The following is a 15962-nucleotide window of genomic DNA, read 5'->3' as shown; positions in this document are numbered from 1 at the left end:
CGAGATCGTGTACGTCCCGTCGGCCGCGTAGGTGTGCGACGCGGTCGCGCCACTACCGGTGGACCCGTCACCGAAGTCCCACACGTACGACAGCGCACCCCCCTCAGGATCGCTCGACCCCGACCCATCCACCGACACCGACAGACCCGCCGGCGTCGCCGTGAACGCCGCCGTCGGCGCCTCGTTAAGCGTCGGTCCCTGGTTGACCTCGGACGACGTCGGAACCGCGTGCACATCGTCGAACGTCACGGTCACCGGTGCGTTCGTAGCCGAGCCCGACAGGTAAGACGTCAGCCCAATACCGCCAGCCGTCTGCATCGCTGCATCAGAGTCGGTCGCCTGCAGCTGCCAGCCAGACGGCTCGGCATCAGCGGATCGCCACACCTTGGCGGCAAGGGAGGTCGGAGAGGTCCCTACCACCTGGAGCCGCACGTCGAGCGTGGTGCCCGTGGCGTACGTGCCCGACAGGTACGCCGCGTCCAGGTAGACGCTGTTGCGCATCAGTGTCAGCAGCACGGCTCCGGAGGACAGGAACTTCAACCGCACCGAGTACTCCGAGGAGCCCACCCGTCGACCGGCAACCGTCACGTAGACGCCCCCACCTGTCGCCGGCTTGTCCAGCGACAGCGAGGTGCGCAGATCGGTGTCGGTCGAGGACACGATCAACCGGTCGGCCCGCGTGGAGCCTGCCGAGGTGATGTGCTGTGACCCGGCCGAGCCGTCGACGGTGTAGTCGCCGACGGAACCGATGTACGCCCACAGGCCACCTACCTCCGCGCTCCCCCACCCGGAGGTGGACGTCCGCGTGAACGTGTCCGTGGCGAACTCCGTCGGCGCCACCGGGGCAGACACCGTCACGTCGTGGGTGACCGTCCCGGTCAGACCACCCGGGTCCGTCACGGTCAGCGAGATCGTGTACGTCCCGTCGGCCGCGTAGGTGTGCGACGCGGTCGCGCCACTACCGGTGGACCCGTCACCGAAGTCCCACACGTACGACAGCGCACCACCCTCCGGATCGCTCGACCCCGACCCATCCACCGACACCGACAGACCCGTCGGCGTCGCCGTGAACGCCGCCGTCGGCGCCTGGTTGGGCGCCACCACGGTCACGGAGTGGGTGACGCTGTCGGTCAGGCCGCCCGGGTCCGTCACGGTCAGCGAGATCGTGTACGTCCCGTCGGCCGCGTAGGTGTGCGACGCGGTCGCGCCACTACCGGTGGACCCGTCACCGAAGTCCCACACGTACGACAGCGCACCCCCCTCAGGATCGCTCGACCCCGACCCATCCACCGACACCGACAGACCCGCCGGCGTCGCCGTGAACGCCGCCGTCGGCGCCTGGTTCACGGCGACAGTGGCGTCGTGGGTGACGGTGTCGGTCAGGCCACCCGGGTCCGTCACGGTCAGCGAGATCGTGTACGTCCCGGCCGAGGCATAGGTGTGCGACGTCGTCGCCCCACTACCGGTGGACCCGTCACCGAAGTCCCACACGTACGACAGCGCACCACCCTCAGGATCGCTCGACCCCGACCCATCCACCGACACCGACAGACCCGCCGGCGTCGCCGTGAACGCCGCCGTCGGCGACTGGTTTGCCGCCACCGTCACGTCGTACGTCGTGGTGTCCGCCAGACCACCCGGGTCCGTCACGGTCAGCGACACGGTGTAGGTCCCGGCCGAGGCATAGGTGTGCGACGTCGTCGCACCACTACCGGTGGACCCGTCACCGAAGTCCCACGCGTACGACAGCGCACCACCCTCCGGATCGCTCGACCCCGACCCATCCACCGACACCGACAGGAAGTTCGTCGCCGTCGTGAACAGGGCGGTCGGAGGCCGGTTCGCGACGACCGTGACGTCGTGGGTGACCGTGCCGGTCAGACCACCCGGGTCGGTGACCGTCAGCGAGACCGTGTACGTCCCGTCGGCCGCATAGGTGTGCGACGTCGTCGCACCAGTGCCCGAAGCCCCGTCACCGAAGTTCCACGCGTACGTCAACGCACCACCCTCGGGGTCGCTCGAGCTTGAGGCATCAGCGGTCAGCGAGAGGAAGTCCGTCGCCGTCGTGAAGGCGGCCGTCGGCGGGTGGTTCGCGGTACCTAGAGCGTAGTGCTCGGTCACCTGGGCAGCGGTGAGGGCGGTCGGGTAGATCGCGACCTCGTCGATCGTCCCGGCGAACCACGGCTGCGGCCCCCAGGTCGTGTCGCCGCCCACACGCCAATAGCCCGTGTAGTTCTGGGCTCCGGTCTGCGGGTTGGTCCCCACCAGAGCACCGTCGACATACAGCGCCATGCCGGCCGAGGACTGAGTCGCGACCAGGTAGTGCCACTGCCCGTCGTTGTACGCATCCGGCGACGTGATCGTGGTCGTCGTCCCCGTGTACACGCCGAACGTCAGGCGACCGCTGTTCTCCATGTACACATGCCGGTCGTAGTTCGTCGAGGTGCCTGTCTGGCGGTTGCCGAAACCGATCAGCTTGCCGCCGTTCGTCGTGGTCGTCTTGAACCACAACTCCTCGGAGTAGATCCGCGGGTTGGTGTAGGAACGGTTGCCGGAGAGCAGGCCGTTGGTGCCGTTGAAGGTCACCGCGGTGTCGCCGGAGACGCCGGTCAACGCACCAGGCACGCCGAGCGTGTACCCACTGCGGTAGGTACCGGTGCTCGCCGACCACCCGGTGTCCTGCGCGATCGTCCCGGTCGTCTCGTCCAGGCGCCAGTACAGGTCCGGCTGGAGGCCCTGGACCGCGGCACCGTAGGAGTCGCTCGGAACCGGCGGGAGGGTCGAGGTGCGGCCCGCCGCCTCCCAGTGGTTGACGACCTGCTGGTAGCTCAGCACCGTCGGGTAGACGGCCACGTCGTCGATGTCGCCCTGGAAGTAGTTGGCGCCGCTCCACGAGGTGTCGCCGCCGACCCGCCAGTAGCCGGAGTAGACCTGCGCACCGGTCGCATCCGTCCGCAACCCGACCCGGACACCGTCGAGGTACATTGCCTCGCCGCCGGGGCCGACAGTCCCGACCACGTGGTGCCACTGCCCGTCGTTGTAGCCGGGCGCCGAGCTCACCGTGTACGCCGACCCGAGCCACACCCCGAACGTCACGGCGCCGTTGGCCTGCATGTAGATGTGGCGGTCATAGCTCGACGAGTTGCCGGTGTTGCGGTTCCCGAACCCGACGATCTTGCCGCCGGCCGTGCTCGTGGTGCGGAACCACGCCTCGACGGAGAACACCTGGGGGCCGTCTTGCGCCACCTGAGTGGCGGCCAGCCCGTTGGAGGTGCCGTCGAAGTGCGAGGAGGCGTTCGAGTCGCCGACCGCGCTCGGGCCACCGCGAGTCACGCCTGTTCCGGCACGAGCGTCGTCGAAGCCGGACCAGTCGTACACCATGCTGCCGCTCGGCTCACCCAGCGGCCAGAACGACGACGGCGAGTCGCCGAGCACCGTCTGCGCGTAGGTGCTCAGCGTGTCCGTGGAGGACACCGTGCCTGAGATCCACTCCGACTGAGCCACGTTGCCGAACGGGTCGGCGGCCGTGATGCGGTATCGCACCGAGGAGCCGGGGGTCAGTCCGGTGTCCACGAACCCCATGACGCCGCGTTCCCACTCCTTCTGGGTCACGGTCTCCTCGTAGACTGGGTCCTGGGTCTGGGTGTCCCGGTACAGCCGATAGGTCAGGGTCTCGTTGTCCCGGTCCCAGTTGCCGGGCCACGAGACGCGCATGGTCCCGGACGTCAGCGACATGAGGGTGGGGTTGAAGTCCGCACCGCGGACCCGCGGGCCCTGGAGGTTGGGGGCGCGGTCGACCGTGGTGAACCGGACGAGGCCCTGCTGGGGCTGCCCGTTCACGCCGGGGAACTCACCACCGAACGACAGGTAGTGGTCGTTCCCTGTGACCGACCACCCGGCCTGGCCCTGCCCCGTGTAGGTGCCGGTGTACAGCTGGGGGTACCAGGTCAGCAGGCTCGGGGCTGGCTCGCCCGGGTGGTCCGGGTAGCCGTAGATGTCCGGCGTGTTCACGCCGGTCGGGACGAGCGTGAACGCCGTGCCGAAGTGGAAGGTCCACGGAGAGGTCTGGGGGAACCCGTCCGGGATGTTGCCGCAGTAGTGCTGGTGACTGGCCACGTACAGGGCTGGGCCGATCGGGAAGGTCGAGTACGTGTCACCGTGGCAGTCCGCAACCCAGATCAGCTCGCCGGTGACGGGGTCCGCGCGGAACGGGCCCTCCAGGTTGCCACCGCCGCCGTAGTGGTAGCCAGAGCCGTAGATCCCAGTGCTGTCGGAGTACAGCGACAAGATGGCCGAGTCGGCGCCCGCATCACGGACGTACTGGTTCGTCGGGAACGGCATCAGCGCACCGGTCGACAGGTTCACGGCGCCCAGACCGTAGGCGTTCCCGCCGTTGATGGTGGTGAACCGGCCACCCGCGACAAGCATCTGCTGGGCCGGCGGCACGGTGAGTGCGAGGACGGCGTCATTCGCATCCGCGGTGAACGCCGGCAGGAGATCTCCCGTCGTCGCGTCGAACCCGGCGAGGTAGGCGTGCGGCTCGAGCGTTCCGCCCGTGCGGCTCGCGACCGACGTGAAGTTGCCACCCACGTACACGGCTGTGTCGGACGCCGCCACCGCGTAGCCGCGAGCCCCCAGAACCGGCCGGAACGCGCTGATCAGCGCGCCCGTCGCGGTGTCGAAGGCGGCGATACGCACGTGCCACTCACCATCGACCTGGGTGAAGTCGCCGGTGACATAGATCCTGCTGCCATCTGGCGACTTGGTGATCCCCAGCGCCTGGCCGTTGAGGTCGTGGTCGAAGGAGGTGATCAGGTTCCCCGTGGTGATGTCATAGGCCAAGAGGTTGTGGCGGGGAACGGTGTTCACGCCCGGCGCCGCTCCGGCCGGGCGGGCAGTGGTGAAGGACCCGGCCACGTAGACCGTGTTACCCACGGTGACCTGGGACCACACGACCCCGTCGATCTGCACGGTCGGTAGGCCGTCCGCCGCGAGCGTGACAGGTGTGCGGGGGTTCGTGGGGTCGAGCGGAGCCGTGTCCGCGGCCGCGGGCGAAGCCACCACGGCACCGGCAACGATCATCGCGAGCCCGGAGATCAGCGCCGCCGCACGGCGCCGCCAGGAAGCCTTGGTCATCGTCGCCCCAGGGGAGTCGGACCGGCGGGCGGTCACGGGATGTTCGGATGCCATCCGACTGTACGCGGACGAACGCGCGAAAATACCCCCATGACGGGAAGAATCGGACAAACTTCACCCGTTCGCGGGCGCCACCCCGTCGAACACCGAGACCGTGGAGGCCGGATCGATCTGAACCGCGACGCTGATCGGCGTGCCCGGATCCACGAAGACGTACGACCCCTGCGCGATGGCTCCAGCCTGAAGGCTGCCGCTGAACGGTGCGGCGTGCGGGTCTCCGTCGACCGGCGAGACCGGCACCGGCGTGCCCTGCTCGTATGCCGTGACCGTCACGGCCTCCAGGGATACCGCCGCGGCGGTGCCGTTCGTGATGGTGATCGCCACGACGATGCCGGGTCCGTTGATTTGGCCGATCCCCTCACCCGACGTCGTGATCGACGTCGCCGAGGCGATCGCGACCTGCACGCCCTTGGCCGGCGCGGCCGTCTCGGTCGCCGGAGCAGTGGTGACCGGCTGGTCTCCGAACAGACCGTCCAGCGAGCCGTCGCTTCCGGACGGGGATGGCTCGGGGCTCGAGGGTGAGGCGCTCGGGGAGGGCTTCCCAGAGACGCTGACCGGAGCGGACGGCGTCCCGGAACGGGTCGGGCTCGCCGCGGTGGACGTCGGAGCGCCGGACGAGCTCGGGGACGTGCTGGGGGCGGCGACGCTCGGGCGGCCAGGCTGGAGGACGAGGACGATCACCACGGCGACGATGGCCGATGCCGCCGCAACAGCGACCACGCGCCACGGGGTGAACCAGCGCACCCAACCCGTTCTGCTCATGTCACGCCCTCCTGGTCGAGCTACAGGCGTCTACGCCTGAACTTCCCACGCTCATCTCTTGTACTCGACGTAGGTCGCGCCCCATGCTCCCGCCAGCATGCCCGACCCGCGCATCACCGTGCGCACGCCTCTCGCGCGCAGCGGTCGCGACCCGGTCAGGACGCCGGCCACCCAACGCGCGGCGCCCCCTGCGCACCGGATCACCCCTCGGCCGGTGCAGGCGGCACGCGCCCGCCATGCCTCGGCGCTGGAGTCGGCAAGGGCCAACGACGTGCGGCTCCACGAGTTCCCACTCCGGAACGCCCGGCGCACCACCCACCGCCGGGTCGCCCGTGCCGCCGGGACCACGTCCACCACGATCGCCTCATCGCACCAGACCATCCGGCCGCCCGCTCGGACCAGGGCCCGGCTGAACAGCGTGTCGGAGCCGCCGGAGAGCCCGAACCGCACATCGAAACGCAGGTCGCCCACCTGGGTGAGGTCAAGCAAGAGGTTGTTGGTCGCGGCAACGTCGATCTCGGTCCCGGTGGGCAGCCGACGCCGGTCGAAGAAGTGTCCGTCCCGCACCCACTGCTCGGGCTCCACCTCGTACTCCGAGACGACGGGGCCCACGACGGCCGCCGGGCGCGAGGCCTGATACGTGGCGAGCAGCGCCGCGAGCCAGCCGGGACGCGGCCGCTCGTCGTCGTCGATGAAGACGACGAGATCGGCGTCCGCCTCCTCCAGGGCGCGGTTGCGCGCCGCAGCGATCCCCGGCGCGGGTTCGTGGACGTAACAGACCCCGGACCCGAACGCCGCGACCTGCTCGCGAGCACCGCAGTCCGGGTCGTTGTCGACCACGAGGACGCTGCCTCCCCCGACCTCGGCAACCTGCTCGACGAGCATCGGGACAACCGCCGCCAGGTCCGCGGGGCGGAGATAGGTGAGCACCGCCACGGTGAGCCGGCTCATGACCGACCTCCGAGCTCCTGCAGCTCGCGGAACCATTTGACCAAGGCGAGCGCGAGGAAGCCCGCGGTCGCCGCCGTCACGACCGTGTAAAGCACCTGGAAGACGGGGAGCGCGCCGAGCAGCAGGAAGGACAGGCACAGGAGGCCGTAGTCGGTCGGGATGACCAGGACCGAGCGCACCCAGGACGGCCGCCCTGCCTCGTCACGCGCAATCGACGCCGTCCCGGCAGCCCTCCGTAGCTGTTCGGTGAGGATCATGGCCAGGAAGAGCACCGAGGAGACGATCGCCGAGGCGAGCGGCACGAGCAGCCACCACGTGTCCACGACACCGGCGCGGGCGAAGCCCACCAGGAGGGCCAGCGGCAACGTCACCACCTTGAGCGCGTCGACGACGTGGTCCAGCCACTCGCCCGCCGGGGTCCCACCACCCCGCAGCCGAGCGACCTGCCCGTCCGCGGAGTCGAAGGCGTAGCCGATCACCAGCAGCGTGCCGATCAGCACGCCGGTCCACCAGGTCGGGCGAGTGAGGGCGAGGACCGCGATACCGGAGTAGGTGAAAGCCGCGCTGATCCCGGTGACCGCATCGGGCGTCAGACCGGCGCGGTAGGCCCAGGCGGCCAGGAGCCTGCCGAGTCTGCGATTCACGTAGCGCGAGTAGGCAGGAGCGCTTCGCGCCGCGGCCTTCTGGGCCCCGGCCAGCCGGGCGAGGGTCTGGCGGTAGCTTTCCGGTCGGTCGGTCATCGCCGGCCTCCTGTCCGATCGCGCGCCGCCACCCCGCGTGAACGCGCCGCCAGCCGCCGGGCGAGGGCACTGTAGCCCCTCGCCACGTCGTCCCAGTCGTAGTCCCCCGCGCGGACACGCGCCGCCGTGCCGCGCTCATGCCAGGCCCGCGCATCCTGCTCCGCCTCGTGCACTCGCGCCGCCACGTCACCCGGAGACGCGAACCACAACCCTGCGGCCCCAAGGACCTCCCGATTGAACACGACGTCCCATGCGACGGTCGGCGCACCCGCTCCCATCGCACGGAGGAGGGAGGGGTTGGTACCCCCCACGCTGTGGCCGTCCAGGTACGTGCGCGCGCCGGCGTACAGCTGGTCCAGCAGTTCCTGATCCCAGAGCGAACCGAGGAAGCGCACCCGTTCGTCGGCCAGGTCGTGCACCTGACGGATGTACTGGTCGGCGTACGGTGCGCTGCCGACAACGACCAACGGTAGCCGCGCGTCGGACCGAACATACCCTCGCACGATCACGTCGACGTGGTTCTCGGGCTCGAACCGCGCCACGACCAGGTGGTAGCCATCTGCCTCCAGGCCCAACTCGCCCAGCCGATCGGTGCGGCGCGCCACCACTGGTGCGCCGTAGGCCAGCAGCACGGTCTGCGCACCGAACCGCGTGAGGTAGTAGTCCTGGATACCGCGTGCGTCGGCGATCAGCGCGTCCGACCACCGCACCGCCCAGCGCTCGGCCCTGCGGTAGTAGGACCGGCCGGCGCGACCCCACTTGGCGCGCTGCCACTCCAGGCCGTCTACATGCGTCGCCACAGGGAGCCGAGCAAGCCGCAGCAGAGGCAGCAGCGGGGCGTTGGCCGCGTTGAAGACGATCACCGCGTCGGCCCGGTGTACGAGGAGGTGCGCGACGGACAGGGCGGTGTGGCTCAGGGTCTCCAGCACCCGGTGCCGCAGCGCCGGCAGCCGCACGCACCGCATTCCCAGGTGCTCGCGGGGCCCGTCGCCGCGCGAGTACACGACGACCTCGTGGCCGAGGTCGACCAGGCGCCTGCCTACCTCCTCGACACACGTCTCGAAGCCGCCGTACCGCGCGGGCACACCGCGGGTCCCGACCAGGGCGACGCTAGGCTGCCGGCGACGGCGGACCAGGTCCAGAGCCTGTCGGTAGACGTCCTCATGGTGCGCCAGGACGGTGGGCCAGCCCCGCGCGGACAGGTCCGGCGCGGCCCCGCGACGCCCGGGCGTGCGCACTGCCCCCTCCAGGACGTCGGCGGTGAGCTCGCCGCAGAACGTCTGGACCCAGCCCGGTCCCACCTCGGCGGACAGCGCGCGGCTCACCGGGCTGTCCGACATCAGTACCGGGCGGCCGAGCGAGAGGGCCAGCAGGGCGGCACCGGAGTTCTGCGCCGTGCGGTAAGGGAGCACGACGAGCTCGGCCTCGCCGATCTCCCGGGCCAGGGCCGCGTCGTCGACATGCTCGAGGCGCAGGTTGATGCGTGGATCCTCACCTGCGGCGGCCCGGATGCCCTGCGCCACCTCCGCATCTGCCGGGCGGCCCACCACATGCAGCTCGAGGGCGACGTCGGTGGACCGCCGCACGGCAGCTATGAGATCTTCGACCCCCTTGTACCGACGGATCAGGCCGAAGACAAGCACGCGCCCGCGGACCACGGGCGGGACCTCGTGCCCCGCATACCAGTCCCGGTAGTCCCCGTGCGGGATGAGAACGCTCGGCGTGGGGCCGGGTAGGCGAACCTGCGGACTCAGCAGGATCTGGATCGTCGTCCAGCGGTCCGCGAGCGCCAGGACCGCGCGCTCGACGCGGCCCCCCGGCTCATGCGGGGCAGTGTTGTGCACAGTGCGCACCACCGCCCGTCGCGTGACCCGGGCACGCAGCATCAGCAACGCGAACAGGACGAGGCCCACTGCGGTACGCCACCGTGCGGCGCGTCGGAAGACCAGCTCGGGCCAGTGCAGGTGCAGCACGTCCCACCGACCCAGCAGCGCCGTGCGCCAGGAGAACAGCGCCGCGCCGGGAAGGCCGCGCACGAGCTGCGTGATGTATGGATTCGTGGTCGAGCGAAGGGCGCTGATCGACTGCAGCACCAGCGGCGGCGCAGGCTCGTCGTCCAGCACGTCGCCACCTCGATCAGCCATACGACCCCCACGCCATGCCCCGCCGACCGGTCGATCTGACCCCCTTGGGCGGGCGAAAGACCATGGTCTCAGGTCCCCGTGTCGCCGTCCCCCGTTGCTGTCCGATTCGCCCGCTTTTCACCCGAACGCCGAGAGGCTCAGCCGGGTGAGCGGCCGCTATAGTCCTAGCCTCCGGGCTCCCGGATCGAGCCGATGCGACAGGAAGGGCCGGATGCGCATCCTCGTCCTGTGGGCGGACGACGTCTCACCCAACCTCGGGGTCCGTGCCCTCGGACAGGGCACCGCTGCCCTGGTGCGGCAGGTCTGGCCGGAGGCGGAGGTCAGTTTCCAGAACTTCGGTCGCGGGCCCAGCCCGTTGCCGTTTCGAGAGCCGCGCACGCTGGTGCGCGAGGCGGTGACCCACCGGTACGGCCTCGTGCGCTGGCTGGGAGGCTTCGACCTGATCCTCGACACACGGTCCGGGGACTCGTTCGCCGACATCTACGGCATCAAGCGGCTTCTCACGATGTCGACGGTGGCTGAGTTGGCAGCGCGCGCCGGAACCCCGCTGGTGCTGGCCCCCCAGACGATCGGCCCGTTCGGGACTAAGCGTGGTCAGCTCCTCGGCCGCCGTTCCCTGCGCACCGCGTCAGTCGTCATGGCCCGCGACGCGGAGAGCGCCGAGGCAGCCGCCCGGGCCGGCCGCCCGGTGGACGTGCACACGACCGACGTGGTGTTCGCGCTACCGGCCCCCCCGGTCGCCCGCTCGCACGACGTGCTGCTGAACGTGTCCGGCCTGCTGTGGAACCCGGGGCCACACATCGACGCCGAGCGCTATCGCGCAACGGTCCGCGCCGTGGCCGACGGACTCGTGGCTGAGGGCCGGGAGGTTGCCCTGCTCGCCCACGTGCTCGAGTCCCCGTCAGCGGACAACGACGTTCCAGCAGCGACCGAGCTCGGCCGCGAACTCGGCCTGGAGGTCCTCCTGCCCACGAACCTGGACGAGGTGCGACTCATGGTGGGTGGCGCCGCTCTCGTGGTCGGCTCACGGATGCACGCCTGCTTGAACGCGCTGTCGATGGGAACTGCCGCCATCCCCTTGGCGTACTCCCGCAAGTTCGCCCCGCTGCTGGACGAGCTCGGCTGGCCCCACACCATTGACCTGCGGTCCTCCGCGGATCCAGCGGAAGCGGTCGTTGCGCTGGCCCGGACCGACCTCGACCGGCATGTGGCGAAGGTCCGCACGACGGCGGGCGACCTGCTCCGGCCCGCGCTGGACGCGTTACGGTCGGCATCATGACCGGGCTGGATCGCGAGGTCGCCCGAGTCCTGGCGGCCGATGCCTGCTCGGGGTGCGGGGCATGCACGCTCCTTGACGCCGGCCTGTCGATGGAGCTCGACCAGGGGCAGCTGCGGCCGCGTCGAACCGGGCCGCCCCCCGCCCGGGTCGACGCTCGTCGCTTCCGCGCCGTCTGCCCAGGTGTCCACGTCGACGCCGCACGCCCCGTGGGGTCCCGCAGGCACGCGACCCTCGGCCCGGTAGTCGGGTCATGGCGCGCCTGGGCGACCGACCCGGAGATCCGCCGCAGCGGGAGCAGTGGCGGGGTCCTCACCGCACTCGCCTCCTGGCTCACTGAGAGCGGTGAGGCGGTCCGGGTAGTCGGCGCTGCCGCGGCGCCCGACCCACGCCGGACCATGAGCGTGACGATCACCGACCGGACGAGCGCCCTGCGCGCCGCCGGCTCGCGGTACGCCCCTGTCGCCACCGCCGCTGCGCCCGCGGTGCTCGCCCAGGGCTCCGCCGTGGTAGCCAAGCCCTGCGAGGCCTCGGCGCTCCGCGCCCTGAGCGGATCCCAAGGTCCCCTGCTGATGTCGTTCTTCTGCGCCGGCACCCCCAACCAGGCCGCGACGGACGGCCTGGTCACCGACCTCGGCCTGCCCGCGACCGCACCACTCGCCCGCCTGCGCTACCGCGGCCACGGTTGGCCCGGGCGGTTCGTGGCCACTGCGCAGGACGGTACCGAGGTCGACGCCAGCTACCACGACTCGTGGGGCAAGGCCCTGGGGCCCACGGTCCAGTGGCGCTGCAAGATCTGCCCGGACGGCGTGGGCGAGGCCAGCGACATCACCGCAGGAGACCTGTGGACGAGCGACGAGCGCGGCTACCCGGTCTTCTCCGAGTCTCCCGGCGTCAGTGCACTGGTGGCACGCACCGAGCGCGGTGCCGATGTCATCCGCCGCGCCGTTGCGGCCGGCGTCCTGGTGGCTGAGCCCGTCGACCCGGAGACCGTCGCCGCCGTCCAGCCGCTGCACCGCCGCCGCCGTGCGACGTTGCTCGGGCGCCTGGCAGGTGCGCGCCTCGCTGGGCGCCGCACCCCGCGCTACCGCGGCTTCGGGTTGACCCGGTTGGCACTCGCCGAGTGGCGGGACACGGTGCGCACTGCACGTGGCTCGTTCAGCCGGGTGCGCGCAGTCCGACGGAGCACGGGATGAGCACCGCGGGTCTGGGTAGGCGTGCCGCCCGTGGTGCGGCCGTGACCCTGACGGGCCAGGCGATCCGGATCGCGGTGCAGGTGCTGTCCGTCACTGTGCTCGCACGACTGCTCAGCCCGCAGGACTACGGCCTCCTGGCCATGGTGGCAGTGATCGTCGGCGTCGGGGAGATCTTCCGCGACTTCGGACTCTCGTCGGCCGCAGTGCAGGCCAAGGAGCTGTCCACCGCACAGCGGAACAACCTGTTCTGGATCAACACCGGTATCGGGCTTGTGCTGGCGACCCTCGTCGCGGGCGGAGCCGGCCTGATAGCGGCCGTGTACTCCCGGTCCGAGCTCGTGGGAATCGCCCGAGCCCTCGCCGTCACATTCCTCCTCAACGGGATGGCGACGCAGTACCGGGCGAGCCTGCTCCGGGGCATGAAGTTCGCCCGCGTTGCGGTGGCCGAGGTGGCCGCACCCACCGTTGCCCTGGCAGTGGCCACGGCCTGGGCGCTCACGACCGGGAGCTACTGGGCCCTAGTGGCACAGAACCTCACCCAGTCCACGGTGCTGCTCGTCGGGATGGTGATCGGCGGCCGCTGGTTGCCGGGTCGGCCGCGCCGTGGAGTCCCCATGCGCGCTCTGCTGAGCTTCGGCTGGCGCCTGGTCGGCACGCAGCTGGTGGGCTACGCGAGCAACAACACCGACACACTGGTTATCGGTCTGCGATTCGGGGCCGGGCCGCTCGGCCTGTACAACCGCGGGTTCCAGTTACTGATGCGCCCACTGAGCCAGCTGCGAGCCCCGACCACAACGGTCGCCCTACCCGTGCTGTCCCGGCTGCACGCCGAGCCGGAGCGCTACGCCGACTTCGTGCGTCGCGGGCAGCTCGCGTTGGGCTACACACTGGTGGCGGCACTCGCGCTGGTGGCTGCGACCGCCGACCCCGTGACCGCCGTGTTCCTGGGGGGGACGTGGTCCGCGGTCGCACCCGTGCTGAGGCTGCTCGCGATAGCCGGGATCTTCCAGACCCTGTCGTACGTGGGCTACTGGGTCTACCTCTCGCGCGACCTGACCACCGACCTGTTCCGATACACGCTGGTCAGCGCCGCGATCAAGATCACGTGCGTGCTGGTGGGCAGCCTCGGCGGGATCGTCGGGGTCGCCGCTGGCTACGCGGTGGCACCCGCGCTTGCCTGGCCGCTCTCCCTGTGGTGGCTCAACCGGCGAACCTCCATCCCCGCGCGCGACCTCGCCACCGGGGCGCTGCGCATCCTGGCCGTCGCCGGAGCCGCGGCGCTGAGCGCCGCCGCGGTCAGCGCCGAGCTGGTGAGCTCCCCCGCCCTGGCGCGGATCGCCGCAGCCGGCGCGGTTGGAATGGCCGTCTACGGCCTCGCGGCGCTGGCGGTGCCCGCGGTGCGCCGAGACCTCGCCGGAGTCGCGGAGGCCATCAGGATGGCCCGGAGCCGCGGCCGATGAGCGGAACTGCGATCGTGGTCGTCAGCTACGGCAGCGCGGCACTGGTCGACCGGAACCTGCCGCCAGCGGCACTCGACGGATTGGACGCCCTCGTCGTCCTGGTGGACAACTACCGGTCGGCACGCGACCGCGACGAGGCACGTGACGTAGCGCGTCGCCGCGGATGGGAGCTGCTGACGCCGGCGGTCAACCTGGGCTTCGGCGCCGGCGTCGGCCTGGGCACGGCGCGGGCGCTCGAGCTCGGCCGTACCGAGCTCCTGCTGGTCAACCCCGACCTGCGCGCGACGGCAGCTGTGCTGGGTGAGCTCGCCGCCGCGTGCCGTGCGGACCCGTGGACCATGCGCTCACCACGCGTGCTCCGGCCGGACGGGAGCGTGTGGTTCTCCGGCGGCGAGGTCGCGGTCCGTGAGGGAACCACCCGCACTGCGGGCGCCGACTCCACCGCGCACACGGGATGGCTGAGCGGGGCCTGCCTCGCGGTCAGTGCCCAGTTGTGGCGGGCGTGCGGCGGCTTCGACGACGACTACTTCCTCTACTGGGAGGACGTCGACCTCGCCTGGCGGGTCCGCGCCGTCGGGGGGCGGCTGGAGGTGCGTCCAGACCTCGCGGTCGAGCACGACGTCGGCGGGACCCAGGGCGGCAAGTCGCTGGGCTACCTGCGGCACAATGCGCGGAACCGACTGGTGTTCGCCAGCAAGCACCTGACCCGGGCCGACCGGTGGCGATGGGTGCTGGGCTCCGTGCGATACGCGGCAACGCTGCTGAGGCGCGCTGGCATCACGCGCACCCAGGCGCGACGTCTCACCCCGGCGCTGGGCGCGCTGGCCGCGGGTACGACACAGGGGATCGGGGCGGTCCTGGCGTCGATGCTCCGCCGCTGAGCGGGCGGGGCGCGGGTCCGCCATCCGCGTCACCCGTTCGGCCTATGCTGGGTGCCCTCGCGGGTGGAGCGAGCGCCAAGGATCGGAGACCGGATGCGAGGACGGGCTGCGCAACGGGGCAAGCATGCCGGCCCGAGTCCGGTTGACCACCGGGTTCGAGCGGGGACCCGGCTCGTGGCCCTCACGGCGCTGGTGCTGCTCGGCACTCCGGCCGCTCCGGCCGCGACGTCCCTGGCCGGTGCCCCGCAGCCGACCGTCGGCGCCCTGTTGGCACAGCGGGATGCGCAAAGCGCCTCCCGGAGCTCGGTCCGAGTCGCTCCAGACCGGCCCGACCCCTCCCCGGGCGATGCGACCACGACGCCCTCGCACGCAAGCCCGACGAGTGACCCCGCGTCCGGTCCGACTCCGTCTGATGCGCCGTCCGTGAGCCCACGCCCCGCGGAGACGCCAGCGGGGGCACCTTCGCGGCCGGGCACGGTAGCTCCCGCGGCGAGCCACCCTTCGACCGCGTCCGCGCCACCGTCCGCCCCCGCGGTCTCGCCCTCCCCGCGCCCATCGGCCAGCAGCCCACCACCCAGCAGCGGGAGCAGCTCCCGCCCGTCGGCCACGAACACCGGCGTGCCTGCTGGCACCTCGCTGACCGTGCACCAGGGCGACCTGACGATCACGCAACCGGGGACGGTGATCGACTCGCTCGACGTGCACGGCCTGGTGCGGATCGAGACCACCGGGGTCACGGTCCGCGACAGCGTGATCCGCGGCAGGCCGGTGAACAGCCCGACGGCGCTGGTGACCGTCCAGGCGGGATCCGGGGCCACGATCGTCGACTCAACGATCGTGGCGTCGACCGCGTCCCCATACCTCAACGGGGTCCAGGGCGCGGGCTTCACGCTCCGGCGGGTGGAGGTCGCCAACGTCATCGACCAGGTCCACATCACAGGTTCCGATGTCCGCGTGGTGGACTCCTGGCTGCACGGCAATGCACACTTCGCCCAGGACCCGACGCGCAACGGCGCGCCCAGCCACGACGACAACGTCCAGATCCAGGTCGGCGCGCGCATCACGATCACGCACAACGACCTCTCCGGCTCGCACAACGCAGCGATCATGCTCACCCAGGACGCCGGACGAGTCAGTTCGCTGAGCATCAGTGACAACTGGCTGGACGACGGCACATGCGTCGTGAACATCAAGGACCAGGGTCCGGCCCCGCAGGGCGTCGCCCTGACCGACAACACCTTTGGTCGAGGAGCGGTCTATCCCAACTGCGGCATCAAGGTACCCAACACGACCTACCCGCTCGAGCTGCAGCGCAACTTCTTCATCGACGGGGTGCCGGTGGGCCGTACTGCCTGA

10 protein-coding genes are annotated in these 15962 nt (G+C 71.0%); 5 read left to right on the top strand and 5 right to left on the bottom strand.

Annotated elements, in window-relative coordinates; all coding sequences use genetic code 11:
• From Q6348_RS06315 to Q6348_RS15710, 5 genes are all read right to left on the bottom strand, one after another.
• A partial coding sequence (locus Q6348_RS06315) for a PKD domain-containing protein (protein WP_304600451.1) occupies nt 1–5136 on the bottom strand: 5136 nt, incomplete at its 3' end.
• 114 nt (nt 5137–5250) lie between these two features.
• Nucleotides 5251–5958 carry a hypothetical protein gene (locus tag Q6348_RS06310; protein WP_304600450.1) on the bottom strand — a complete coding sequence of 236 codons (708 nt, stop codon included), beginning with the start codon at nt 5956–5958 and terminating at the stop codon, nt 5251–5253.
• Nucleotides 5959–6009: 51 nt separating this feature from the next.
• Nucleotides 6010–6909, bottom strand: coding sequence for a glycosyltransferase family 2 protein (locus Q6348_RS06305; RefSeq protein ID WP_304600449.1), 900 nt, complete (start codon nt 6907–6909; stop codon nt 6010–6012).
• Entirely contained in the window at nt 6906–7649 is a 744-nt protein-coding gene (locus Q6348_RS06300) for a CDP-alcohol phosphatidyltransferase family protein (protein WP_304600448.1), read from the bottom strand. Before Q6348_RS06300 ends, Q6348_RS06305 begins: the two co-directional genes overlap by 4 nt.
• Complete coding sequence (locus Q6348_RS15710) at nt 7646–9772, bottom strand: glycosyltransferase (RefSeq protein WP_434062046.1); 2127 nt, start codon at nt 9770–9772, stop codon at nt 7646–7648. The genes Q6348_RS06300 and Q6348_RS15710 overlap by 4 nt, the downstream gene beginning before the upstream one ends.
• A gap of 232 nt (nt 9773–10004) precedes the next feature.
• Here Q6348_RS15710 and Q6348_RS06285 point away from each other — a divergent pair, with 232 nt between their 5' ends.
• The 5 genes from Q6348_RS06285 to Q6348_RS06265 all read left to right on the top strand — a co-directional run bounded on the left by Q6348_RS06285 (nt 10005) and on the right by Q6348_RS06265 (nt 15962).
• The gene (locus Q6348_RS06285) at nt 10005–11072 is read left to right on the top strand and encodes a polysaccharide pyruvyl transferase family protein (protein WP_304600447.1); all 1068 of its coding nucleotides are present in this window, start codon (nt 10005–10007) and stop codon (nt 11070–11072) included.
• Complete coding sequence (locus Q6348_RS06280; protein WP_350339645.1) at nt 11069–12265, top strand: Coenzyme F420 hydrogenase/dehydrogenase, beta subunit C-terminal domain; 1197 nt, start codon at nt 11069–11071, stop codon at nt 12263–12265. The genes Q6348_RS06285 and Q6348_RS06280 overlap by 4 nt, the downstream gene beginning before the upstream one ends.
• Entirely contained in the window at nt 12262–13725 is a 1464-nt protein-coding gene (locus Q6348_RS06275) for a lipopolysaccharide biosynthesis protein (RefSeq protein WP_304600446.1), read from the top strand. Before Q6348_RS06280 ends, Q6348_RS06275 begins: the two co-directional genes overlap by 4 nt.
• Nucleotides 13722–14606, top strand: coding sequence for a glycosyltransferase family 2 protein (locus Q6348_RS06270; protein WP_304600445.1), 885 nt, complete (start codon nt 13722–13724; stop codon nt 14604–14606). The genes Q6348_RS06275 and Q6348_RS06270 overlap by 4 nt, the downstream gene beginning before the upstream one ends.
• Nucleotides 14607–15224: 618 nt before the next feature.
• A complete protein-coding gene (locus tag Q6348_RS06265) occupies nt 15225–15962 on the top strand; it encodes a right-handed parallel beta-helix repeat-containing protein (protein WP_304600444.1) in 738 nt (245 codons plus the stop codon).

Source organism: Actinotalea lenta (genome assembly GCF_030586465.1).
GTDB lineage: Bacteria > Actinomycetota > Actinomycetes > Actinomycetales > Cellulomonadaceae > Actinotalea > Actinotalea lenta.
Note: the sequence above shows the minus strand (reverse complement) of the source record. Positions and strands in the feature narration are given on the sequence as shown.